Source organism: Saccharothrix carnea, assembly GCF_003014735.1.
Taxonomy (GTDB): Bacteria; Actinomycetota; Actinomycetes; order Mycobacteriales; family Pseudonocardiaceae; genus Actinosynnema; species Actinosynnema carneum.
On record NZ_PYAX01000011.1, the window covers coordinates 1 to 23,389 of the forward strand.

16 protein-coding genes are annotated in these 23,389 nt (G+C 71.8%); 5 read left to right on the forward strand and 11 right to left on the reverse strand.

Annotated features, from left to right (window positions below):
• Positions 1-279 precede the first annotated feature (279 nt).
• A complete protein-coding gene (locus B0I31_RS28855) occupies positions 280-642 on the forward strand; it encodes an anti-sigma factor antagonist (protein WP_106618548.1) in 363 nt (120 codons plus the stop codon).
• 7 nt (positions 643-649) lie between these two features.
• Here B0I31_RS28855 and B0I31_RS28860 read toward each other — a convergent pair whose 3' ends face one another.
• The 7 genes from B0I31_RS28860 to B0I31_RS28890 form a co-directional block, all read right to left on the reverse strand.
• On the reverse strand, positions 650-1,084 hold the full coding sequence (locus tag B0I31_RS28860) for an ATP-binding protein (RefSeq protein ID WP_181320505.1): 435 nt from the start codon (positions 1,082-1,084) through the stop codon (positions 650-652).
• 190 nt (positions 1,085-1,274) lie between these two features.
• Positions 1,275-2,249 (reverse strand): diacylglycerol kinase family protein, encoded by a 975-nt coding sequence (locus B0I31_RS28865; protein WP_106618550.1) that lies wholly within the window; start codon positions 2,247-2,249, stop codon positions 1,275-1,277.
• Between the two features lie 413 nt (positions 2,250-2,662).
• Positions 2,663-3,487, reverse strand: a complete 825-nt coding sequence (locus B0I31_RS28870; RefSeq protein ID WP_281262324.1) for a GAF domain-containing protein — start codon at positions 3,485-3,487, stop codon at positions 2,663-2,665.
• A gap of 288 nt (positions 3,488-3,775) precedes the next feature.
• Entirely contained in the window at positions 3,776-7,366 is a 3,591-nt protein-coding gene (locus B0I31_RS28875; RefSeq protein ID WP_146173978.1) for a S8 family serine peptidase, read from the reverse strand.
• 145 nt (positions 7,367-7,511) lie between these two features.
• Positions 7,512-9,929 carry an OmpL47-type beta-barrel domain-containing protein gene (locus B0I31_RS28880; RefSeq protein WP_146173979.1) on the reverse strand — a complete coding sequence of 806 codons (2,418 nt, stop codon included), beginning with the start codon at positions 9,927-9,929 and terminating at the stop codon, positions 7,512-7,514.
• Positions 9,930-9,934: 5 nt separating this feature from the next.
• Positions 9,935-14,266: an OmpL47-type beta-barrel domain-containing protein gene (locus tag B0I31_RS28885; RefSeq protein ID WP_106618553.1), complete on the reverse strand. Its 4,332-nt coding sequence runs from the start codon at positions 14,264-14,266 to the stop codon at positions 9,935-9,937.
• Between the two features lie 163 nt (positions 14,267-14,429).
• Positions 14,430-15,008 carry a TetR/AcrR family transcriptional regulator gene (locus B0I31_RS28890; RefSeq protein ID WP_106618554.1) on the reverse strand — a complete coding sequence of 193 codons (579 nt, stop codon included), beginning with the start codon at positions 15,006-15,008 and terminating at the stop codon, positions 14,430-14,432.
• A gap of 103 nt (positions 15,009-15,111) precedes the next feature.
• On the opposite strand from B0I31_RS28890, the gene B0I31_RS28895 reads away from it, so the two are divergent.
• The 4 genes from B0I31_RS28895 to B0I31_RS28910 all read left to right on the forward strand — a co-directional run bounded on the left by B0I31_RS28895 (position 15,112) and on the right by B0I31_RS28910 (position 20,504).
• Entirely contained in the window at positions 15,112-16,536 is a 1,425-nt protein-coding gene (locus tag B0I31_RS28895) for an FAD-dependent monooxygenase (protein WP_106618555.1), read from the forward strand.
• A gap of 118 nt (positions 16,537-16,654) precedes the next feature.
• Positions 16,655-17,983 carry a hypothetical protein gene (locus B0I31_RS28900; protein ID WP_106618556.1) on the forward strand — a complete coding sequence of 443 codons (1,329 nt, stop codon included), beginning with the start codon at positions 16,655-16,657 and terminating at the stop codon, positions 17,981-17,983.
• 65 nt (positions 17,984-18,048) lie between these two features.
• Positions 18,049-19,284 carry an AAA family ATPase gene (locus B0I31_RS28905; protein WP_106618557.1) on the forward strand — a complete coding sequence of 412 codons (1,236 nt, stop codon included), beginning with the start codon at positions 18,049-18,051 and terminating at the stop codon, positions 19,282-19,284.
• Positions 19,281-20,504 (forward strand): vWA domain-containing protein, encoded by a 1,224-nt coding sequence (locus B0I31_RS28910; protein ID WP_106618558.1) that lies wholly within the window; start codon positions 19,281-19,283, stop codon positions 20,502-20,504. The genes B0I31_RS28905 and B0I31_RS28910 overlap by 4 nt, the downstream gene beginning before the upstream one ends.
• On the opposite strand, the gene B0I31_RS28915 is transcribed toward B0I31_RS28910, so the two are convergent.
• The 4 genes from B0I31_RS28915 to B0I31_RS42715 are packed head-to-tail and all read right to left on the reverse strand — an operon-like array spanning position 20,491 to position 23,367.
• Complete coding sequence (locus B0I31_RS28915) at positions 20,491-21,573, reverse strand: Gfo/Idh/MocA family protein (RefSeq protein ID WP_106618559.1); 1,083 nt, start codon at positions 21,571-21,573, stop codon at positions 20,491-20,493. The two genes, B0I31_RS28910 and B0I31_RS28915, sit on opposite strands and share 14 nt — an antisense overlap.
• Entirely contained in the window at positions 21,570-22,334 is a 765-nt protein-coding gene (locus tag B0I31_RS28920; protein ID WP_106618560.1) for a cupin domain-containing protein, read from the reverse strand. Before B0I31_RS28920 ends, B0I31_RS28915 begins: the two co-directional genes overlap by 4 nt.
• Positions 22,331-23,248 (reverse strand): DUF6807 domain-containing protein, encoded by a 918-nt coding sequence (locus B0I31_RS28925; RefSeq protein ID WP_106618561.1) that lies wholly within the window; start codon positions 23,246-23,248, stop codon positions 22,331-22,333. Before B0I31_RS28925 ends, B0I31_RS28920 begins: the two co-directional genes overlap by 4 nt.
• Positions 23,245-23,367, reverse strand: a complete 123-nt coding sequence (locus tag B0I31_RS42715; RefSeq protein ID WP_281262325.1) for a hypothetical protein — start codon at positions 23,365-23,367, stop codon at positions 23,245-23,247. The genes B0I31_RS28925 and B0I31_RS42715 overlap by 4 nt, the downstream gene beginning before the upstream one ends.
• Between the last annotated feature and the right edge of the window lie 22 nt (positions 23,368-23,389).

Genomic DNA, 23,389 nt, shown 5'->3' on the forward strand with positions numbered 1-23,389 from the left:
AGCACACCAACCGCAAACTGCGCGACATCGCCCACGACCTCGTGACCGCCCACGAGCGCGGCGAACTCGACGAAGCACTGACCCGGCACCGCATCTCCGGACCCGACGGCGTCCTGACGTGACCGGATCGGCGGAGGTGGCCGACGGTCGATTGTGCCCGCCCTCGTCAGGCACGTACTGTCGTTGTCGGCGCATCCTCACGGATCCGCTGCGGAGCGCCGATACGGGTTGAACAGCAGCTCGGTTGCCGGTTCTCGTAGGTTCTGACGAGAGGCACCCATGCTCGACACCACCGGGATCGCGACGGTCGACACCACCCGGCACCGCGACGTCCCCGTCGTGGTCGTGACCGGAGAGGTCGACTCGACCTCTGTCGCCCCCGTGCGGGTCCACCTGTTCGACCAGCTGGACCGCCGTCCGCCGGGCGTGGTACTGGACCTGTCCGGCGTGGTTTTCATGGGCTCCACGGCCCTGCAACTGCTGGTCGAGTCCGCCGCCCGCGCGGAGCACGTGGGCACAGCCCTCGTCGTCGTGGCGCAGCACCGCGCGGTGCTGCTGCCGATGCGGATCACCGAGCTGGACCGGGTGATGGCCGTGCACGCCACGGTCGACCAGGCGGTCACCGCGGTGCTGTCGCGCTGAACACCGGTCATCCGCCGACCGGCGGCGGCGCGGAGCAGGACACCTCCGCCCACACCGTCTTGCCCCGTTCGTGGAACTCGACGCTCCAGGCCGTGCTCAGGTACGCCACCAGCACCATTCCCCGTCCGCGGTGCTCGCCCAACCGCGACGTCCCCACCACCACCTCACCGCGGGCCGCGTCGTCGACCTCGAGCCGCACCGAGCACGGTTCCGACGACTGACGCAGCCGCACCCGGCGCGGGGCCTCGCCGTGGTCGTAGGCGTTGGCCACCAATTCGGTGACCACGAGCAGGCAATCCTCCACCTCGTCGTCGGTCAGACCGGACAACACCTCCCGCACCCAACCACGCACCCGCGTCAGGGGTGGCACCTCGTCGGCCAGGTCCATGGCCGGCGCGCTGGGACCGCTCGTGTCTTCCCCGAGCAGCGTCACAGTCCTCACACGCCTCTCCGCTGAAGACGTCGGACGGCGCGAAGTTACCCACCAACCCCGTCCGTCAACCATGCCGCAACTCGCTGCGAGCCATCGGCGAGGTCCCGACTCCTCAGGTGTCCGACTGTTCGTGATGCTCAAGCAGGTCGCCGCGTCGACACCGGTCAGGCAGTCGTCGGATTCCGGGTAGCCGAGTCCATCATGCCGACACCTTGACGACGAGCGCTCCGGGATCCACCTCGACCGTCAGCGACCTGGTCGCCCCGCAGACTTCTCCGTCGACTTCGAACGGCTTCGTGCGACTGCTGCGCAACTCCAAGCGTCGGAACCGGAACCGCTCCACAACCGGCCCGTCCACCCGGCGCGAACCGATCAGGCGCCCCGCCGTGACAAGCCAACCCCTGGTGCGCACGTCACGCAGCAACGCCAGGTCCAGGAGCCCGTCTGCGGGATCCGCCTCCGGCAGCAGGGAAACCCCGCCCTGCAAGGCGCCTATGTTGCCGACGACCGCCCCCAGGACGCGGCGGGTCAGCCAGTGGCCGTCGTCCAACCGGACGGCCACCCGACTGGGGCCCGATCTCAGCCCTTTGAGGACCGCCGGCACATATGCGGGCCACCCCAGAAGGCGCTTCATCCTGGGTGAGGTGTCGCGGACCATCTCCGCGTCCAGACCGACCCCACCCATACCGACGAAAGGGCGTCCGTTCAACAGACCCATGTCGACGCGGCGGTCCACACCACCGAACGCGCACGTGACGGCGTCCTCCACCCCACTGCCGATACCCAGGTTCCGGGCCACGAGATTCCCCGTGCCGATCGGCACGATCCCCATCGCCACCCCGGTGTGCGCCAACCCGGCGGCCACCGCGTTCACCGTGCCGTCCCCACCGCACGCCAGGACCAGCCGCGGGTGGTCGCGCAGGGCGAGGGCCGTCACCCCCGACCCGGCATCCTCACGGGTGGTCTCGAACCACTTCGGCTCGCACCAGCCGCGGTCCCGGGCGGTACGGGACACCAGCTCCCGCAATCCGGGGTGATCGACCGCGGCGACCGGATGAACGACCACCGCTACACGAAGTTCGTCACGCCCTGGATCCACCCGAACCGCCTTCACGAGGTCGACACCGGACCGGATGCCCTGCGACAGGCGAAGGTACACGTGGCCGCGGCGCACAACACGCTGCGGACCCGGCTCAGTCGGTCACTACTGGCATGTGTCCGGCCGCTCAACCAGGGAGGGCCATCCACAGCGCATCAAGGCGCGACTTCAAGGCCCAGGACTGGCGCGACCTCCGGCTCCACGCGTTGGAGGCGGTGGTGGACGGCCCCGGCGTTCTCGACCACGTCCCGATCCCGTGAGAAGCCCATGCACGACGGTGCAGACCACTACAACCGACACCGACCACACCGAATCCGAGAGCGACGATCAGGCACGCCGCCTGACGAGGACCACTTGACACGGTCGGATCGAGCAGGTCAGGAGCTGGTGCCACCTCGCCACCTGCGCCGCGGCGGCACCCGCATCCCGCCCGAGCGGCGTTACCGCACAGCCGGCGGTGGACTGCACGGCTGGGTACGGACTGCGTATCAGGGCGTGCGCGCCGTTTCGGCGGTGCGGCGCTTCGCGGGTCGCAGGTAGCGCTCCAGTCCGTTGAGCTTCTGGTCGGCGATGAACGTCGACCGCTCGTTGATGATGACGTCTTCGGCGTGCCGGATGCAGCCCCATGCTGAGTCGCCCCACGGATCGGCGACCTTGACCTCGACGGGGTTGTCGCAGGGGCTCGACAAGCCGAGCTGGCACGTCCGGGGGTGCTCGGCGTCGAGGTGGTCGGCCGCGAGGTGGCGCAGCTGGCCCGCCAGCTTCGCCGACGCGGTGGCACGTGCTCCGGAAGCCTCGTCCAGGCCGCGTTCGGCGCGCACCGCCTGGATGGCGGCCAAGCGCAGCTCCAACTGGTCGGCGACGATCCCGGCCAGCGCGGTGAGCGTCGCGACCTGGGTCTCGGTGACCTCGCGAGGTTCGCGGTCGATCACGTTGACCGTGCCCAGCCGGTGCCCGTCGCCGGTGATGATCGGCGCGGCGGCGTAGAAGCGCAGGCCCAGCTCGCCGCGCACCAGCGGGTGGTCCAGGGTGCGGGGGTCGACCGCACCGTCGTTCACCACGTACGCCTCGTCCTGCAACACGGCCGAGGCGCACAGGCCGGGCTCGGTGCCGATCTGGGTGACGCCCGACAGACCGTGGCAGGCCGCGAACCACACGCGGTCGACGTCCACGATCGTGACGGTCGCGATCGGTGTACCGAAGACCTGCGCGGCCACGCGGGCGACGCTGTCGAAACTACCGTCGGCGGGCGCGTCCAGAATGTGGTAGCGATGGACCGCCGACAGGCGCTCTGGATCGGTGTGGGTGGGCACAGCGGCAACGGTAACCGAGGATCACCGCAGTTCCGGACTGCGGGCAACCTTGTGACCGTGCCGCGCACCACGTTTGATTACAAGCATCAGTGGGTACACGCGTCGGATCGACACGTGTTGTCCCGGACCGGCGGGCTCCGCAAGTGGTGGACAGCCCCTGCCCCGATCCGCGCGACGTGACCCCGAGCGCAGGGGGTGAACACGTGCGTGACGGGGCGGCGGCGGCGGGTGATTGGTTGGTGTGATCGCCGCCACCGCGAGTTGGTCGGTTCGGGTTGGTTGGGACGGTCACCTGACCCGGACTGTCGTGGGAGGAGAGTCGCAGCCGATGAAGGTCGTGGACCCGGGGTGGACCCAGCGGTACTCGGTGGTGGAGGGCGGGCGGTGGGTCAGCGACACCTCGCCGTTGCCGTTGGTCGTCGCGGTGCCCGCCGGAGTCCAGGTCCCGGAGCCCGTGCGTCGGTGGTGCAACTCCACCGGCACCCCGGTGATGGGTGCGCCGGTGTCCGGTCGGGTCACTCGGCCGGACAGGGTCACGGATCCGCCGGGGTTCACGGACTTCGCGTTGGCGGTACCGGTGAACGATGAACCGGTCAGTGTCGCCGTGGTGGGGGTGCTCAGCTTGCCTGACTGGTCCCGCACCCACACCGCGAAGCTGTACGTGGTGCCGGCGGTCAGGTTCGGCGCCGTCACCTCGTGTCCGGTCCCCTCGTACACGCCGGTGCCCGAGGTGATCGACGACGGCGGGGTGGGACCGGTGGCCTGCCGCACGACGACCTGGGCCAGGTCGTGGATCGGTGGCAGGGTCCAGGACAGCTTCGCCTCTCGGACGCCTCCGGTCGCGGTGAGGCCGGTCACCGGGCCGGGAGTGCCGTCCGCCGTGCTGAACGTGCTGGTGAACCGCTGTGCCTGGAGTGAGCCGGTGGTGTCCCGGACGCCGTCGACCACCAGTCGGTACGGCGTGCTGTCGGCCTCCAGAGCGGCGGTCGGCGTCACCCGTGCCGTGCGGGTGGCGGCGTCGTAGGACACCGACGCGTCCACCGGTGCTCCGGTCCGGCCGTCCAGCAAGCGCACCGTCGACGCCGACACCGACCGCGGATCGACGTCGCGCTGGAAGGTCACCGCCGGCACGGCGGTCGAGGCCACGTTGGTGGCGAAGTCGGCCGGAGCGCTGTCCCGGACCCACACCGCGGGCCCGGCTCGGGTAGGGCCGTTGTTGTTGCGCAGCACCACCAGACCGCTGAGGTAGTCGGCGAAGATCGCGTCCGGGCGGGCGTTGCCGTCGATGTCGCCCAGGGCGAGAGCCTGAGGGGCGTGGTTGGACCCGGTCGGGACGTCGATCTCGGCGTACTCGGGGGCGCCCAGCCCGCCGTCGCTGTCCTGCGGCAGGACGCCGACCGTGTGCCAGCCGTGCAGGACGACCACGTCGAGGCGGGAGTCGCCGTTGACATCGGCCGCCTCGACCGCGTCCGGCAGGTCCAGGACCGGGTGGACGACGGCGGTGTCGAGGCCGCCGGTCGCGTTCTGCGTCAGGACGCTGACGTGGGAACTCGGTTTGTTGCCGCCGAACGTGGTGATGACGTCCGCGCGACCGTCGCCGCTCACGTCGGCGACCTCGATGCCCCGGACGGACTCGGGCGACGTCATGCCCGTCCGGTGGGTGGTCTTCGCCCACCCGCTCCCGGTCGGGTGGAAGACGGAGATCGGCGCGTTGCCGAAGTGGTACGGCGGCGCGACGACGATGTCCGGCCGGCCGTCACCGTCGACGTCACCGACTTCCGGCTCAGCGAACGGCTCGGTGGTGACCACGGTCTCGGTGAACGTGCCGCCTTCGCCCTGGGTCAGCAGGTTGATGCCCCGCTCACTCGCGGCGACCAGGTCGCCGTCACCGTCGCCGTCCATGTCCGCCGTCACCGGGATGCCGCCGCCACCGGGGATCAGACCCGCGTTCTCCAGCGTCCCGGCGGCGGTCTGCCTCAGGATCGCGATGCCGCCCACCGCGTTGACGGCGATGTCCAGGCGGTCGTCGCCGTTGGTGTCCAGGACCGCGAAGAAGCCCTTGGGCACGGCGTCGGTGGCGTAGCGCACCGGCGGCGCGAGCGTGCCATCCGGTTGCTGCGCGAAGACGAACAGCTTGTCGGCGTTCTCCGCGCCGTACGGGCCGGTCGTGGCGATGATCGCGTCGGCGCGGCCGTCCCCCGTCACGTCGGCGACCTGGGCCATCCGCGCCTCGGCGTCGACGTCGAACCCCACGCCCGGCTGGAACAGCGACGGTGGCGCGGCGGCGACCGAGACCGTGTGGGCCCGGGCGTCCACCGCACCGTGGTAGTTGCGGACCGTGAGGTAGTGGAAGCCCGTCCCGGCGACGAACTCCAGCACCTCCGCCTGCCCCGGACCGGTTTCGTCGACCTCGGCGATCAGGCGCAGGTCCTGGTCGTACGCCGCCACGACGAGGTCGGTGTTCCGGGCGCGGTTCGCGTCGAACGCCGGCGGGGTGACCGTCACCGCGAGGGACTGCCGACCGGCGGGGTCGAACCGGTACCAGTCGACGTCGCCCTCGGCCTCCAGCGTGCCCGTGACCGACGTGGCGAAGGTGGTCGCCCGTGCCGGCACGTCGTTGGGCTCGTTGGCGCCCAGGACCCGCGGCGGGAACGCGGCGGCACGCGGTCCGCCCACGGCCGCGAACGCGTCGAGCACCCCGTGCCCGTAGTAGGGGTCGATCCCGCGCGGGCCGGCGTCACGGGCAGCAGCACGAATCCGGTCCACCACCTGCCGCGGCGTCCACGACGGGTTCACCGCGCGCACCAACGCCGCCACGCCCGCGGCGATCGGCGCCGCGAACGACGTGCCGGAACCGATCCGGGTCCGGTCCGGCGCCGCGTCGTCCAGCGAGGTGATGTCGAGTCCGGGCGCCGCCACGTCGATGTGCTCGCCCCACGAGCTGAAGTCGGTGAGGTCGCCGTTCCAGTCGGTCGCGCCCACGGCCAGCACTTCCGGGTAGGCCGCCGGGTACAGCGGCACACCGCCGCCGGAGTTGCCCGCCGCCGCGACCACCACCACACCGCGGTCCACGGCGTACCGGACGGCGTCGTGCAGCACGGGACTGTCGACGGGACCGCCCAGCGACAGGTTCACGACCTCGGCGCCGTGGTCGGCGGCCCAGGCGAGCCCTTCGGCGATGTCCGAGTCGACGCCGCGGCCACCGGCGCCGAGCACCTTCACCGGCATCACGCGGGCGGTCCAGGCCGCACCGGCGACACCGATCCCGTTGTCGGTGTTCGCCGCGGCGATACCGGCCGCCATCGTGCCGTGACCGTTGTCGTCCGAGTCGGCGCCGGCCGCGATCTCCGTGCCGGTCAGGGCGTTGTAGCCGGTGACCGTCACGCCACGCAGGTCGTCGTGCAGCCCGTTGACGCCGGTGTCCAGCACCGCGATCACCTGGTCGGTCGAGCCCTTGCTGACGTCCCAGGCCTGTCCCAGCCGCACGGTGTCCGAATAGGACAGCTGGTGGGTCGCGAAGAACGGGTCTCCGGGCGTGGTCGTGACGCGCCGCTCGTGGTCGAACGAGACCTCGGCCACCGCCGGGTCCTGGCGCAGCTCGCGCAGGAGGTCCCGGGCGTTCCCCTTTGCCTTCACCTTGACATAACCCGTACCCCGCACGGCACCCGCGTGGCTCGCACCCCGGCTCGTCAACGCCCGTTCCCGCGCTTCGGCGGGGACGGCGTCGGCGAAGCGGACCAGCACCGCGTTCGGATCGGACACGTCGACCGCCGCCTTGTCGGGCCGTGGCGGTCCTGGGAAGCGTTCCGGCTCGGGGTCCGCTGCCGCCTGACCGGGCGGCAAGCCCAACAACGACAACGAGACCACGGCCACAAGCACGCGACGGAAGATCACATCCCGGCACTCTGCCAGATCCCGCTCCGCCTGAGGAGCCCGCGATCGCGGCGCCTACGGGGGCCCGGTGGTGACATCAAGGAGGAAGCGGTCGTCCCGTGGTGGTCGGGACGACCGCTTCCGTGAGCGCCTAGCGCTTGTTGACCTTCAGGACGACCGTCGTCGATGACGGGGCGTGGTTGGCGTCGCCGTCGTAGACCACGGTCAGCGGCCACCGGCCGGTGCCCAGTGCGGCGGTGTCGATGGAGACGGTGGCGCGGCCGTCCACCAGGGTCGCGCGGCCCACCTCCAGGTCACCGCCGGAGATGATGCGGACGGTGCCCGTGGGGGTGAACGGGCCGCCCTCGACCTCGACCCGGGCGAAGGCGTTGCCGCCCGGCTTGACCGCGTCCCGGTTCAGGGTGGCGGTCGTGGTGCTCCCGTCGAGGGTCTCGCGCGGCACGGGGATGGTGTTGACCTGCTCGACGTGGCCCGCGTGGTCGACGGCCCGGTAGCGCACCGTCGTGGCGACGTCGCCGAACACCAACGGCGAGGTGTAGGTCGTCCAGGCCGAATCGCCGAGCTGGTACTCGACCCGGGCGACGCCGGACGTGTCGTCCGCGGCGGCGATGGACACCGACCGGGCCGCGTTGTCCCACGTGGCACGGCTGACCGGTGCTCGGGTGTCGACGTTGATCGACCGGGTCACCTCGCCGGACACGTTCCCGGTGATGTCGGTGGCCCTGGCCCGCACGGTGTACCTGCCCTCGGTCAGCGTCACCACGTCGGTGGTCCGCCAGCCGCCGTCCACCGCGATCTCCACCGACTGCACGCCGGTCTCGTCCGCGGCGGTGGCCTTCACGTCGACCGGGACCGTGAACCAGTCGCCGGTCGGTGAAGCGGGCGTCGTGCTCAACGACACGGTCGGGTCCAGGCGGTCGGTCACGATCACCGTCACCGTCGCGCGGATCGCCTGGCCCGCGAGCGTGCCCGGGACCTGGAACGAACCCCAGGACGCGTACCGCGACGGTTCCACGTCGGCCCAGTCGACCGCGGTCGCCCGGGTCGAGCCGTCCGCGTATGTAACGTCCACAGTGGACGGTAGCGGAGGAGCGACACCCTCACGGGTCCGCACCGACACCGACGCGACCGACTTGGCCAGCAGGTTCGGCTGCATCGCCGCGCGCAACGCGTCCAGCTCGGCCTGGCTGATCGGGATGACCGTGCCGTGCCGCGGGCTGCGCGGCAGCGCCGACTCCGGCACCGTCGTCCAGACACCCGACGCGATGTCGTCCGTCCGGAACGCCAGGTACCCCTGGCCACCGTGGTAGCTCGGCTGGTCGATCAGCATGTGCCAGCGGCCGGGCACCGCGTTGTCGCGGAACACCGTGGGACCCTCGCCACCGGTGAACGTGCCGCCCCACGGGTTGGGCTGGCCGACGCCGATGCGCTCGCGGACCAGGGTCCACGGCGACGAGGTCGTGGTCGGCAGCGTCCCGGTGACCGGTGCCATCAGGTCGGTCGACTTCTCCTGCCGGACCGTCATGGACGCCTCGTCCTTGATGAACCGGTAGAACGTGTCACCGTCGCGCACCACGGTCGCGTCGATCATGCCCAGACCGGTGCCCCGCTTGACGTCCACCCAAGGCTTCGCCTCGCTGAACGTGCGGAAGTCGCGCGTGGTCGCGTACATCATCCGGTTGTAGGAGGTGCGGAAGTCGCGGGACGCCACGTCGGTCGTCGGGTAGAGGTTCGACGCCCAGTAGACGACGTAGTCGCCCGACGCCTCGTCGTAGAACGCCTCGGGCGCCCAGGTGTTGCCCGCGAAGTCCGACGACACCTTGATCATCCGCTGCTCCGACCAGTGCACCAGGTCGGTCGACTCCCACACCACCAGGTGCTTGCTGCCGGATTCCTGCGCCTCGCTGAAGTTGTTGCCGCCGAAGATCTTCAGGTCGGTCGCCAGCAGGTAGAACTTGTCGCCCTCGTGCGACCGGATCAGGAACGGGTCGCGCAGGCCCCGCTCCCCCATGGTCGAGGTGAGCACGGGACGGCCGTTGTTCAGCTCGTCCCAGGACAGGGGATCGTCGCCCTTCGACGCGGCGAAGTAGATCTTCTCACCGTCGTCGGTGCTCTCACCGACGAAGTAGGGGAAGAAGTACGCCTCGTGCGAGGCCGGGGCGGGCATCGGGAGCACGGTGACTCCGATCGTGCGGGTCGCGGTGCTGCCGGCCAGCGTGGCGGTGACGGTCAGGTCCACCGCCACCGGCTGGCCGCCGTGCGCGGGCCGGGTGACCTCGCCGGTGTCGGTCACGACGCTCTCGTTGCCCGACTGCCACGCCAGCGTCGCACCGTAGGCGCCGGTCAGGGGCAGGGTGAGGTTCCCCCGGACACCCTCGGCGTCGGTCAGCGTGACGGCGTCGACCGCGGCCTGCGCCGTCTCTTCCACCGCGTACGAGGCCGCCAGGACCGGTTCGGTCGCGTGGGCGGGCACGGCGGTGAGCCCGCCCGCCAGGAGTGCGGCACCCAGCAGCACGAGGGTGGTCCGCTTCCGCATGGCGATCTTCATCCCGATCACCCTCTCCGCTTGGTGACCCGCAGGACCACGCTGGTCTGCGAAGGGCTGTGCCCGCCGTCGCCGAGGTAGCGCACGACGAGGGTGTGGTCACCGACGCTCAGGCCGCTGGTGTCCAGCGACACCGCGGCGGTTCCGTTGGTCAAGGTCGCTGATGCCAGGGGCACGGACGACTCCAGGATCCTGATCTCGCCGGTCGGCGTGGTGCCGCCGGAGGTGCTGCCGACCTTCACGGTCAGCGGGACGGCGGTGCCCTGCTCGACCCTCGGCTTCGACGGCGTCACCGTCGTCGTGGTCGACTTGAGCTGCGCCTGCTTCGCGGGCACCACGACCGTTCCGGGCTGCTCCACGTTGCCCAGCCGGTCGACCGCGCGGAACTGCACCGCGGTCTCCGCGTCGCCGATCACGACCGGAGCCGTGTACCGCTGCCAGTCGGCCGTGCCGACCCGGGTCTCGATCCGGTCGACGCCGACCCCGGAGTCCGCGGCGCGGACCGCGACGGTGCGCGAGGTCTTGTCCACCGTGGCGTTGGAGACGGGAGCGGCGCTGTCGATGCCGAACGTGACGGGACGGACCACGCCGACGTTGCCCGCCGCGTCCACGGCGCGCACCTCCACGGTGTGCTGACCGTCTCCGCTGACCTGGACCTCCGTGCCGGGCAGCCACGCACCGCCGTCGACGCGGAACTCGATCCGGTCCAGCCGCCGGTCGTCGGTGGCGGTCGCCGACACGGTGACCGGGTCGCCGTACCAGCCGTTGACGGTCGTGCCGCGCAGCGTCACGTCGTCGACGACCGGAGCGACCGCGTCCGTGGTGCGCATCCGCAGGAACGTGATCGACTGCGCGGGGAAGTCGTAACCGAAGTCGTTCGACAGTCCGCTGATCGGCCGCGTCGTGGGCACCACGTTGGTCGGGTCGGCCTTGGTGTTGGTGTCGCCGGGCGCACCGGTCATCTGGGTGATCTCGCCGTCCGGCAGCACGCCCGCGTCGGAGACCGTGACCCGCGTGCGGACGGTCTCGGTCGAGGTGTTGACCACCTTGGCCACCACGTCGCCGCTGGCCTTGTCCCGCGTGACGACCTGGAACAGCTTCTCGTCGGCACCGGACTCGTAGGTCATCTGCAACTGGTCGTCGAGGTACAGCGAGATGGTGTTGCCCGCGACGACGACCTTCACCCGGTACGTCGCGCCGGTGTCCACGCTGTGGCCCTCGACGGACTTGACCTCGACCGCGCTGCCGCCGGAGGCCTTCTGCAGCACCGAGCGGGTGTTGTTCCAGCCGCCGAGGTTCCACCAGTAGAAGTCGTTGGTGGCCTTGGCGCCGAACCCGATCAGGAAGCCCTCGGCGCCGGAGAGCTTCTTGGCGTCGAGCTCGAGGGTGTAGTTCGTCCAGTCCTTCGCGTACGCGTCGTCGATGATGCTGCGCGCGTCGGTGGTCGTGGCGGACGACTGGACGTACTCGCCGTTGGAGACGGCCCAGCTGCCCGCGGTCGGGTTCCACCGGTCGCCGTTGGCGAAGTCGTCGGAGAACAGCGTCTCACCGTTGGCGTTGGACGTGACCTTGACGTTGTCGTAGGCCGCGGCGGTGTTCCAGGTGGACAGGAAGATGCCGCCGTTGACGACCGACTGGTTGACCGAGCCGGTGAAGGTGCTCGGCACGACCTCGTCACCGACGTTGTTGCCGAACATCTTCTGCACCTCCCAGTTGGGGGTGTTCCAGGACTCGTCGTTGTCGAACCAGATGGCGTCCGGGTTCCACTGCACGTACGACTCGTTGGACAGCAGCGGCGCGTAGGACGCCAGCTGGACCACGTCGGCGTTGCGCTGCAGGCCCGTCATGTACGAGGCCTCGACCAGGGCGTTGTAGAACGTGTTGCCGCGCGAGGCGTACTCGCCCAGGAACACCTTGGGGCCGTTGCGGTCGTAGCTGTCGTAGCGGTGGTTGTTCAGCAGGAACCAGTCGGGGTCGTTGTAGTAGTGCTCGTCCACCATGTCGACGTTCTGGCGGCGGTTGTAGTCCCACAGGGCCTCGAACCGCGCGCCCGCGTCGTCCGGGCCGGAGTTGGAGATGATGGTGATGTCCGGGTACCGAGCCTCGATGGCGTCCCGGAACGCCGGGAAGTTCGCCTCGAAGGTGGTGGTGTTCTCCTCGTTGCCCAGGCCGATCATCTCCAGCCCGAACGGCTCCGGGTGGCCGAGCGCGGCCCGCTTGGCGCCCCACTCGGTGGTGACGTCGCCGTTGGCGAACTCGATCAGGTCGAGGGTGTCGTCGACCCAGCGGGCGATCATCGCCGGGTCCTTCATCTCGGGGATGGTGCTGCCGCAGCCGTTGGCGCCCACCGACACCACGGGCAGCGGCTCGGCGCCCAGGTCCTCGGCGAACTTGAAGTACTCGAGGTAGCCGATGCCGTAGGTCTGGTTGTAGCCCCAGAAGTTCCAGTTGGTCGGGCGTTCCTCGACCGCGCCGATGGTCTCCTTCCACTGGTAGGTGCGGCGCCGGTCGGTGTAGCCGCTCTCCTCGTAGGTGCGGAACGTGCCGACGTTGGTGACGCAGCCGCCGGGGAAGCGCAGGAACGTCGGCTTCATCGCGGCGACCTTCTCGGCGAGGTCCTTGCGCAGCACCGACTTGCCGTTCACCGGGCCGACCCAGCGGTCCTGCGGCATGAGCGAGATCATGTCGAGGCCGACCGTGGAGGCGGCACCGGCGGTGACGACGAGGCGTGCGGCGTCGGTCGTGGCGGTGGCGGTGAGCGTCACCGGGTACTGCTTCCAGGTGTCCGAACCGTCGACGGCCGCGGTGCCCTCGGCGTAGGTGACCGCGCCGTCCGCGCTGACCAGGCGGATGGCCAGGTTCTGGGCGGTCGTGGTGCGCGCCCACACCGAGGCTTCGTACGCCGCGCCCGCCCTGACCGCGAAGCCGCGGTTGTAGCCGAGGTTGCGCAGGCCGTCGCCGGGACCGTCCGCGACCAGCCGGAAGTGGTTGCGGTTCATGGCGTTGAGCCGGGTGTCGTCGTCGACCACCAGCGCCTGCGGAGCCGCGCCGCCGCCGTTGACGACCTCCCAGCCGGTCATGCCGGTGAAGCTGCCGTTGTCGGAGGAGTTGAACTCGAACGACCGGTTGCGCACCAGCTCGGCGTACAGACCGCCGTCCGCGGCGTAGTTGATGTCCTCGTAGAAGATGCCGAACATCGTGTCGCTGATCTGCGCGGCGGACGCGTCGCCGTCGATGGCCAGCTCGGCGTCGGACGTGCTGACCTGGGCGAGCTTGAAGCGGACGGCGGCGGCCTTGGCGCCGAAGGCGAGCGGGTTGCCGCCCGCGTAGCCGGTGCCCCCGGCGTCACGCAGGAAGAGCTCGCCGCCCGCGGCGTCGGTCAGCCGCACGGGCGAGGCCGCGCCGCCGGTCTGGCCGAGCGCGAGACGGCCGTCCGCGACGACGACCGGGCGGTCGCCCTCGGCGGTGCGCAGGTGGACCGTGCCATCGGCCTGGGCCGCGGCGGTGAAGACCAGGGTGGACAGCGGCGGTTCGGGCGAGAGGGCCAGTCCGACCTCGGTCTCGACCAGGTGGCCGCCCTCGGCGCTCTTGATCGAGAACGTGCCGCCGGGCCGGATGTCGCGGCCCGCCGCCGCGGTGACCCGGAAGTCGTCGAACGCGGCGTCGAGCGTCGTGCCGTCGAGCGCGCCGAAGGCGTAGAGGCCGACCTGGGTGGTCTGGAACGCGGCGGTGGCCGCGGAGGCGTCCACCCACGCGCCGGCGGCGTTCTGGTACCGGGTGGTGATGGTGTCACCGACCCGCTGCAACTGCAGCGTCTCGCCGGTCGAGCCCGGCCGGTCGACGAACCGCTCGGCGCGGAAGGCGGCGGCGGTCTCGACGTCGTTCTCGATCGCGATGCCGGACGGTGCCAGGGTGCCCACGAAGGTCAGGCCCGAGCGGACGTAGTTGTCCATGTCCTGCCAGGCGATCAGCCCGGCGCCCTGGTAGGTCTTGGCGACCTGGGCGCGCACGGTCACCTCGGCGGTGAAGTCGCCCGCCGGGATGTCGACCAGGAACACGTTCCGGGCCGTGTTGACGGCCTGGTAGGTGTCACCGGTCTGGCCGGTGACCCGCAGTGATCCGTCGCGGAGGGCCCAGGCGCCCGGGTCGGGGTTGACGACCTCCCACTCCGGCCGGAGCGTCGTCGAGGCGAAGTCGTCCGTCCACGTCTCTCCTTCGACCGCCCCCGCGCTGGGTGCCGTGGAGAGGGCGACCCCGAGGGTGACCGGCAGTGCCGCGACCACCAGGGCACTGATCCACCGTCGACCCGGTCTGCCGACCGGCCGCTGCGCTGTCGTCATGAGGGGTGCTCCACTCTGAGTTCCACCGCCGTAGGAAATGCCAGCGTTTGCCAACGGGGAGTGTGAGCGTTAACAGACTTGACCGTCAAGGGATGTTTCGCAACGTTAGGGACAGCTCCAGGCCGCGAGGCGGGCTCTGTGAGCGCTCACAAGCGGCGAGCGGCTACCGCTCGCCGGCCAGGTAGCGCTGCATCGTCGGGCCGAGCCAGGCCACGGCCTCGGCGCGATCCAGCGCGACGACCGGCGGCAGGCGCAGCACGTACCGGGTCAGCGCGAACCCGAGCGCCTGGGTGGCGACCAGCCCCGCCCGCACCGGGACTTCGGCGGGGTCGGTGACCAGCGCCGCGACCGCGGGGCCGAGCTGGGCCGCGAAGAGCTCGCGCATGCGCTCGGCCGCGGCCTGGTTGGTGACCGCCGCGCGCAGCAGCGCCATGAGCGTGTCGTCGTCTTCCCAGCGGTCGACGAGGTGACCGGTCAACCGGGTACCGACCTCCCCGCGCGGCACCTCGGTCAGGTCCGGCAGCCGCAGGTCGAACTCCGCGGCGGCGGCGAACAGCTTCTCCTTGTTGCCGTAGTAGCGCATGACCATCGACGGGTCGATGTTCGCGTCGGCGGCGATCGCGCGGATCGTGGCGCGCTCGTAGCCGTCCGCCGCGAAGCGCTCCCGCGCGGCCGTGAGGATCGCCGCCCTGGTCGCGTCGGAGCGGCGCGCCTTGGCCTCCGTGCTGCCCGTCCCGGTCATGCCAACAACTGTAGGCCAACGCCTGTTGACATGTCGAGCCGGTCCGTTCTACCGTCTTGCCAACAGGCGTTGGCAAACAAGTGTTGACCTGAAGGAGGCGGACATGTCGCAGGTGGTCGTGGTCGGCGCGGGCCCCACCGGGCTGCTGTTGGCGGGAGACCTGGCCGAGGCCGGTGTCGCGGTGACCGTGCTGGAGAAGCGGAACGGCGAGGTGTCGAACCTGTCGCGGGCGTTCGCCGTGCACGCCCGCACCATGGAGCAGCTCGACGCCCGCGGGCTGGTCGAGGAGGTGGACCGGACCGGCGTGGGGCGGGTGACCGACATCCGGCTGTTCGAGAGGGTGCACGTGGACCTCGGCAAGCTGCCGAGCCGGTTCCCGTACATGCTGGTCAGCCCGCAGTACAACGTGGAGCGGGCGCTGCTGGCGCGGGCGGTCGGGGCCGGGGCGCGGATCGTGTACGACGCGGCGGTGACCGCCGTGCGCCAGGACGACACGGGTGCCGAGGTCGACACGACCGGGGGCACGTACCGCGCGGACTACGTGGTCGGCACGGACGGCTTCCACAGCGCGGTGCGCCACGCGCTCGGCCAGCCGTTCCCCGGCAAGTCGGTGCTCAAGTCGATCATGCTGGCGGACGTGCGGCTGCGCGAGACCCCGCCCGACACGTTGACCGTCAACGGTTCCGGCTCGGAGTTCACGTTCATCGCCCCGTTCGGCGACGGCTGGTGGCGGGTCTTCGCCTGGGACCGGCGCGGTGACGTCACCGACGACACCCCGCTGGAGCTGGACGAGGTCCGTGCGATCACCAAGCGCGCGCTGGGCACCGACTTCGGCATGTACGAGGCCCGCTGGCTGTCCCGCTTCCACAGCGACGAACGACAGGCGCCGCACTACCGCGTGGGTCGCGTGTTCCTGGCGGGCGACGCCGCCCACGTCCACTCCCCCGCCGGTGGCATGGGCATGAACACGGGCTTGCAGGACGCCGCGAACCTGAGCTGGAAGCTGGCCGCGGTGCTGCGCGGCGCCCCCGACGCGCTGCTCGACACCTACCACGCCGAACGCCACCCGGTCGGCGAGGAGGTCCTGCGGGTCAGCGGCACGATGATCCGGCTGGCGATGGCCCGGTCCCGCTTCGCCCGTGCGCTGCGCGGCCTGGTCGGCGGCACCGCGCTGCGCGTCCCCGCCATCCACCGCAGGCTCACCGGCCGCCTGACCGCACTGGGCTTCCGCTACCGGCACGCCGCCGGCGAGCACCGGCTGACCGGCACCCGGATGCCCGACGTGCCCCTCGCCGATGGCACCCGGCTGTACGAAGCCCTGCGCGGCGGCCGTTTCGTGCTGGTGGGAACCGGCGACGTCACCGGCTGGGACGACCGCGTCCGAGTCGCCGCCCCGGCCGAGCGGGGAGCCGACACGGTTCTCGTCCGGCCTGACGGCTACGTGGCCGAGGTCTTCACCGGCACCCCGGACCCGGCCGCCCTGCGCGACACCCTCACGGCACTGGCGGGCACCTCGGTCGCCGAGTAGGGCGACTTCGCTCGGTGCCACCATTTCCGCGCCGAAGCCAGGTCGATCCTGCTACGCTCGCGGCGATGGTTACCTACTCGAGCAGATCGGGGGTTCCGTTCGCACAAGGTGAGTGCTGATGCTCCCCTTGACCGCGAACGAGAACGTCCGCCTCCGTTTCTGGTCGCACGTGCGCGAGTTCGCCGTGCCGACGTCGATGATCGAAGCAGCGACAGCCCGCCGCGCGGTGGGTGACTGGGCCGGGGCCTGTGCCGCCGCCCGCGTGGACGTGGATCTGAACCTGCGGGCCTTGGGTCGCACCCGGGGCAGGCAGTTCGCGGCGCGGGTCCGGGCCGACCTGCGTCACCTGGCTCCCGACCTGCTTCGCTGGCACTTCCCGAGGATCGCCCCGGACGGCCTGCTGCGGCCGGGGCTCACCGTGTCCCTGGCCAGGTACCCGCCGATGGCGGACGGTCACGGGGTCGTGCACCTCGTGGCACGTACGCCGCCGGCCTGGGCGGAGGCGGGTCAGCGGATCAGCCTCGCGCTGTGGGAGCCGTCCGGGGACGGCGCGGGCCCGCACCCCCATCCCCGGCCTGACCGGCGGTTCCGCCTGGACCTGCACCGCCACCTGTGGGACGTCCGCCGGGTCGGTGAGCTGTGGGAGCGGGCCGGGCGGTGGTCTCCTGACGAGGCGGCGCGGCCGGACGGCTCGGCCCTGGGGCGATGGGCGGCGGAGGCCGCGTTGCTGCTGCGTGCGGACGGCTGCGCGGACGGCGTCGTCATCGTGCGGCTCGACACCCGGCGTCGGCTGGCGTTGAACCTGGAGGCGGCGTCCGCACCGAGGATCACGGCGGCTCCGCGACGAGGTCGGGGGTGGCCGGTCCTGCCCGACGCCGCGACCTGGGAGCTGCCCGACCTGGAGTTGCTCCGCGCGGGGCTGATCGACGGCGACCGGCTGCACCCGCTGGTCGCGTCGGCACTTCGGCCACACCACGGACCGGTTGGTACGGCGCGGAGTCCGGACCGCCCGGGGAACGTGCGCCTGGTCGAGTGCCGTGGCGCCACCCATCGGATCGGCGTGGTGGACGGGGTGCTCGTCCCGTTCGACCACGACCCCGACGAGCTCCGCCGCGAGGAGTTGCTGGTCGCGTTGGGCGGTACCGCGTTGCCGTGCCTGCGGGCGATCGACGACGCGCACCGGCACCCGGAGTCCCTTGCGGACGTTCGCGCCCGGCTGGACCACGGCGACACCGCCGGTGCCCTCGCCGCCGTCGAAGCCCTGCTCGGACCGGACGTGCTGCTTCGCAGCGGGGCGTTGCGCGACGAGCTGGAGACCGCGGTGCGCCGCCGGGTCGCGCACGGGCTGTACCGGGCCGGACTCGTCAACGGCGGACCGCCTCCGTCCACTCGGAACGCCCGCGGCCGTGACCACCGGGCACACCCGCGCCACGCGACCGACCGCTGACCCCCGTACCCCGCGTGCCCGCCTGGCCGACGCACGCCCCCGACTCGACCCGAAGGTGACCGAACATGCCTACTGCCACGGACATTCCCGTCGATGTACGTCCGCTGGACGCCGCCGCCGAACTGCTCGCGCTGCTCCAGGACACGACCACCGAACCGCGTGCCGACGCTCAACTGGAAGCCCTGACCCTGGCCGTGTCCGCCGATCTGCCGGTGCTGCTGTGGGGCGAGCCGGGGATCGGCAAGACCGCGGTCCTCAACCAGCTCGCCGACGCGCTCGAACTGCCGCTGACCACGGTGATCGCCAGCGTGCACGAGCCTTCCGACTTCTCCGGCCTGCCGGTGGTCGGCGACGACCCCGCCGAGCAGGGCGTGCCGATGGCACCGCCGGACTGGGCCGTGCGCCTGGTCCGGGCCGGTCACGGCCTGCTGTTCCTCGACGAGCTGTCCACCGCCCCGCCGGCCGTTCAAGCCGCGCTGCTGCGCGTCGTGCTCGAACGCCGGATCGGTGCGTTGCGACTTCCGCCCGGTGTCCGGATCGTGGCCGCCGCGAACCCGCGTTCCTCCGCGGCCGACGGCTGGGAGCTGAGCCCGCCGCTGGCCAACCGGTTCGTCCACCTCCAGTGGGCCCACGACCACGACGTCGTGGTGCGCGGGCTGGGCGGGACGTGGCCCAGAGCGGCGTTGCCGAGGCTGGACCCGGGGCGGCTGCACGACGCCGTGGCGTTCGCGCGTCGGGCGGTGTGCGGGCTCCTGGCCGCCCGACCCGGGCTCGTGCACCAACTGCCGAAGAACGAAGCGGGCCGCGGGGGTCCGTGGCCCTCACCGCGCAGTTGGGAGATGGCACTGCGGCTGGTCGCGTTCGCCACCGCGGCGGACGTCTCCCGGGAGGTGCTGTCGATGCTGGTCCGGGGCGCGGTGGGAGACGGGCCGGGCCTGGAGTTGCTGGCGAGTCTGGACCGGATGGACCTGCCCGACCCCGAGGTGCTGCTGGCGGATCCGGAAGCGGCCGTCCTGCCCGAGCGGGGCGACCTGCGCCAGACCGTGCTCGACGGCGTGGTGGAGGCGGTGCGCAAGCGGCCGGACCAGTCGCGCTGGGACGCCGCGTGGTCGCTGCTGGTCCTGGCGTTGGACACCGGCGCACCGGACCTGGTGGTCGTACCGGCGGCCACGCTCGCCGCGCTGCGCCGCGACGACTGGCAGGTGCCGGCGGCGATCGAACGACTGGCCGGGGCCGTGTCGGTGTCGCGGCGGGCAGACCGGGCAGACCGTTCGGCGGTCGGTGCGGGTGGCTGCCGATGACGCAGGCGGTCCTGGACGAGGAGAAGCTGTTCGCCGCCCGGTTGCACGCGGTCCGGTGCCGGCCGTACCTGGCGACGGCGCTGTTCGCCCTGCACACCGTGGCATCGCGGCAGACGCCGACGATGGCGGTGGACCGGCACTGGCGCTGCTACGTCTCGCCGGCGTTCGTGGACCGCACCCCGTTGGAGGAGTTGGCCGGCGTCTGGGTGCACGAGGTGTCCCACCTGCTGCGCGATCACCACGGGCGCGGCGACCGGTTCGCCGCGCGGCACGGGCTGACCGGGCCGGGAGAGCGGTTGCGGATGAACATCGCCGCCGACTTGGAGATCAACGACGACGTGTACGGCGACGGGCTGGCCGAGCCCGCGGGCGCGGTCCGGCCGGGCCTGCTCAACTTGCCGGACGGGGAGTTGATGGAGGACTACCTGCGCCAGTTCCGGCTCGGGCCGTACACCGACGGGTTCGCGTGGCTGGACTGCGGCAGCGGCGCCGATGGGCGGGACCGGGACTGGGAGCTGGGGCCGGACGGCGCCCACGGGCTCAGCGCGCAGGAACGCGACGCCGTCCGGTTCCGGGTCGCCCAGGGCATCACCGCCCGACCGGGAAGCGCGCCGCAGGGCTGGCAGCGGTGGGCGCAGGAGGCGTTCCACCCGCCGCAGCCGTGGCGTGACCTGCTGGGTGCGGCGGTGCGGTCGGCGGTGTCCGGTCCCGGTGTGGGTGAGGACTACACCTACGGTCGGCCTTCGCGCCGGTCGGCCGGTCTGCCCGGGGTGGTCCTGCCGAGCCTGCGCCGCCGGCCGCCCCGGGTCTGCGTCATCGTCGACACCTCCGGATCGGTGAGCGACACCGAACTGGGGAGCGCGATCGTCGAGATCGCCGCGATCGGCCGCGCCGTGGGAGGCCGACGTGACCTCGTCTCGGTGCTGTCGTGCGACGCCGCCGCCCACGTCACGCATCCGCTGTGCCGTGCCGAGGGGATCACGCTGGTGGGCGGTGGCGGCACGGACCTGCGCACCGGTTTCGCCGAGGCCCTGCGTGGCAGCCCTCGCCCCGACGTCATCGTCGCCCTGACCGATGGGCAGACGCCCTGGCCCGATGCCCGTCCACCCTGCCGCACGGTCGTGGGCCTGTTCCCCCGGCCGCGTCGGTCGGGCGAGGACGATCCCGACTACGTGCCGGACACGCCACCCGCCTGGGCGCGGGTGGTCACGATCGGCTGACCCCGTTCAGCCAGGGGGCGCCGGTGCCGGCCATGCCGGCGTAGAACGGGTGGCCCTCGGTGATCTCGCCCTGGCCCACCGTGCGGCCGGTGAACGCGGAGGCGTAGACGGCGGCCACGAACTCCATCGTCAACCTGGTGTCGGCGGTGGAGACCGGTGGGGTTTCACCGGCGTCCAGGGCGTCGAGCACGGCGGCGAGTTGAGCGGTGTGGCCGCTGGGCAGGTCGGTTTGGTCGCGGTCCCACGCGGAGGTGATGCTGGGGCCGGCGGTCAGCGACCAGTTGGCGTTGGTGTAGCCGTAGAGGTGTTCCAGGTCGACGGTGGCGTGCTCGAAGTCGAAGCGCAGTTGGCTGGTCTGGCGCCGTGAGACCAGGGAGTTGACCACGGTCGCCACGGCGCCGGAGTCGAAGCGCACGAGCGCGGCGGAGACGTCCTCGGTGTCGGTCGGCCGGGCCTGGCGCTCGGCGATCGCGGTGACGCTGGTCCACGGGCCGAGGACCGACAGCAGCAGGTCGAACTGGTGGATGCCGTGCCCCATGGTCGGTCCGCCGCCTTCCACCTCCCACTTGCCCCGCCACGGGACGGCGAAGTAGTCGTCGTCGCGGAACCACAACGTGTTCGCCGACGCCAGCAGCGGCCGACCGAGCACGCCCTCGGCCAGCAGGCGACGCAGCCGCACGGCCCCGGACCCGAACCGGTGCTGGAACACGGTGGCGACGGGCAACCCGGCCGCGTCCTCCGCGGCGCGCAGGCGGTCGAACTCGGCCAGCGAGAGCACGGGCGGCTTCTCGACCACGGGTGACGCGCCCGCCGCCAGGCACTCCAGCGCGAGGGACAGGTGGGAGCCCGGTGGCGTGCACAGGTGGACCAGGTCGGGCCGCTGCGCGTCGAGCAACGCGGCCAGGGTCGGGTAGGTGGGCACGTCCCACGTCTCGGCGAACGCCGCCGCCCGCGACGGCTCGAGGTCGACGGCACCGACGAGCCTGGCCCGGCCGGGCAGTTCGGTGATCGCGGTGGCGTGGGCGCCGGCGATCGCGCCCGTGCCGACGATCGCGCAGGTGTAGGTCACGAAGAGTGCTCCTTGTCCGCTGCTCTCGACGGTTGGTGCTCGACGGCGGGCGGCACGCCGACGTCGACCGGGCTCAGGCGCCCGCACATGCCGAACGCCCGTTCCGGTGTGGGCGCCTGGCGCACGGCCGCCCGTTCCAGGTGCGGTGCCACGCCCAGGGCCAGGTGGCCGGTCAGCGCGAGCGACGCCTCGGCCTGGTCGAGCGGACCGTCGCGCACGATCGACGCCCAGGCGCCGGCGCGACGCCGGACCAGGGCCGCGGCGGCAGCGTAGAACTCCCGCAGCGGCGCCTGGTCACCGGCACGGATCGCGTCGCGGAGGGGGAGGAAGCCCTCGACGGCCAGGTCACGGCGTCGGCGCGCGTCGGCGGCGCGTTCGGCCTCAGTCGACCGGGGTGGCAGGGTCGCCGCGGCGCGGTAGCGGTCCGGGTCGGCGACGACGTCCGGCGGGAACGTCATCACCGCGTCACCGGCCTCGGGCAGCCCGGCGTTGCCCATCAGGACGACGACCCGCAGGTCGCGGTGGTTGACCGCGCGGTGGATCGTGCCGGGGGTGAACCAGACCACGGCGCCGGGGCGGAGCGGGATCTCACGGCACCCGTCGAGGGTCACCGTGTGCAGTTCGCCCTCACCACCGACCACGGCGTAGCACTCGGTCGAGGCCAGGTGCAGGTGCGGGCTGCCGCCGACGACCCCGTCCGGCGCGGCGTCGTCGTAGACGTCCAGGAACGACAACGACGTGCCTCCGGGGAACGTGCTCACGACACCGCCCGGCGCAGCGCCTCGCGCACGGCGTCGGCCAGCGGTTCCGCGTCCTGCGCGCCGCCGTCCGCCACCCCCGTGCCGTAGCGGAACCTCACGGTGTCAGCGTCCGCCACGACCAGCTCCTCGCTGAAGAACGGCGCCGGGTTCAGGCACGCGAATTCCACGGATCGGGTGAACCACTGCGGCGGGTGGTGCGGGTTGGCGTCGTGGTCGACGACCAGGACCAGGGACTCCGCTTCGTCGCCGTCGTGCCGGCCCGCGAACGCCATCCACTCCGCTCGTCGGCCGCGCACCTCGTCGCCGCCGACGCCGTCCGGCGTGATGACGTTCCCGCCGGTGAACGAGCGCGGGCCACGCCAGAACAGGCCCCCGTACCCGGCGTTCTCCCGGCCGTGCGTGGTCGGTGAGCCGAACGCGATCTCGTGGCCGGAGGTGTTGGTCATCGCGGTGTCGAAGGTCAGCGCCCACGCCGCGTCGGACAGCAGGGTGGCGGTGATCGTTCGACGTTCGGTGATCACGGTGTGCCCGGACTGGGTGATCCAGTCCAACTCGTGGGTGAACCAGGCGGTGTCGTCTTCGACGCCCAGGTCGACCACGCGCCGGTGCCGCTGGGTGCCGTTGTTGTCCAGCTGCACGTAGGACCGACCGCGCACGTAGGTCGGTCCGCCCCAGAAGTTGTCGTCGCCGACGTGCGGCAATGACCACGCGATCCCCTTGTGCCACACGTGGTCGTGCGGCCGGAACAGGCTCACCACCCGTCCCGCCCGCGTGCGGATCGGGTGCAGGAAGGGCTTGGGTGACTCCAGCTGCGGGGTGTCGGGGAGGTAGGCGTAGCGCAGCAGGTCGACGTCGCCGGCGGACACGGTCAGCGCGGAACCGAGGTCGTGGCGCACGGTCAGGGTGGTGGTCACGGCGACAGCTCCGGGACGTCGGTCCAGCGTCGTTCGGCGGACGGGGTGGGGCCGAGGTCGATGCCCGGCTGGACTTGCACGCCGGTCACCCCGTTGAGCGCGACGACGATCCGGTCCACGCGGGCTCCTTTGCTGCGGAAA

Bases quoted from the DNA above. Each gene is read 5' to 3' on its own strand.
- B0I31_RS28855 (WP_106618548.1), top strand. From the start codon at position 280: ATGCTCGACACCACCGGGATCGCGACGGTCGACACCACCCGGCACCGC.
- B0I31_RS28880 (WP_146173979.1), bottom strand. From the start codon at position 9,929: ATGAAGATCGCCATGCGGAAGCGGACCACCCTCGTGCTGCTGGGTGCC.
- B0I31_RS28885 (WP_106618553.1), bottom strand. From the start codon at position 14,266: ATGACGACAGCGCAGCGGCCGGTCGGCAGACCGGGTCGACGGTGGATC.
- B0I31_RS28890 (WP_106618554.1), bottom strand. From the start codon at position 15,008: ATGACCGGGACGGGCAGCACGGAGGCCAAGGCGCGCCGCTCCGACGCG.
- B0I31_RS28895 (WP_106618555.1), top strand. From the start codon at position 15,112: ATGTCGCAGGTGGTCGTGGTCGGCGCGGGCCCCACCGGGCTGCTGTTG.
- B0I31_RS28900 (WP_106618556.1), top strand. From the start codon at position 16,655: ATGCTCCCCTTGACCGCGAACGAGAACGTCCGCCTCCGTTTCTGGTCG.
- B0I31_RS28905 (WP_106618557.1), top strand. From the start codon at position 18,049: ATGCCTACTGCCACGGACATTCCCGTCGATGTACGTCCGCTGGACGCC.
- B0I31_RS28910 (WP_106618558.1), top strand. From the start codon at position 19,281: ATGACGCAGGCGGTCCTGGACGAGGAGAAGCTGTTCGCCGCCCGGTTG.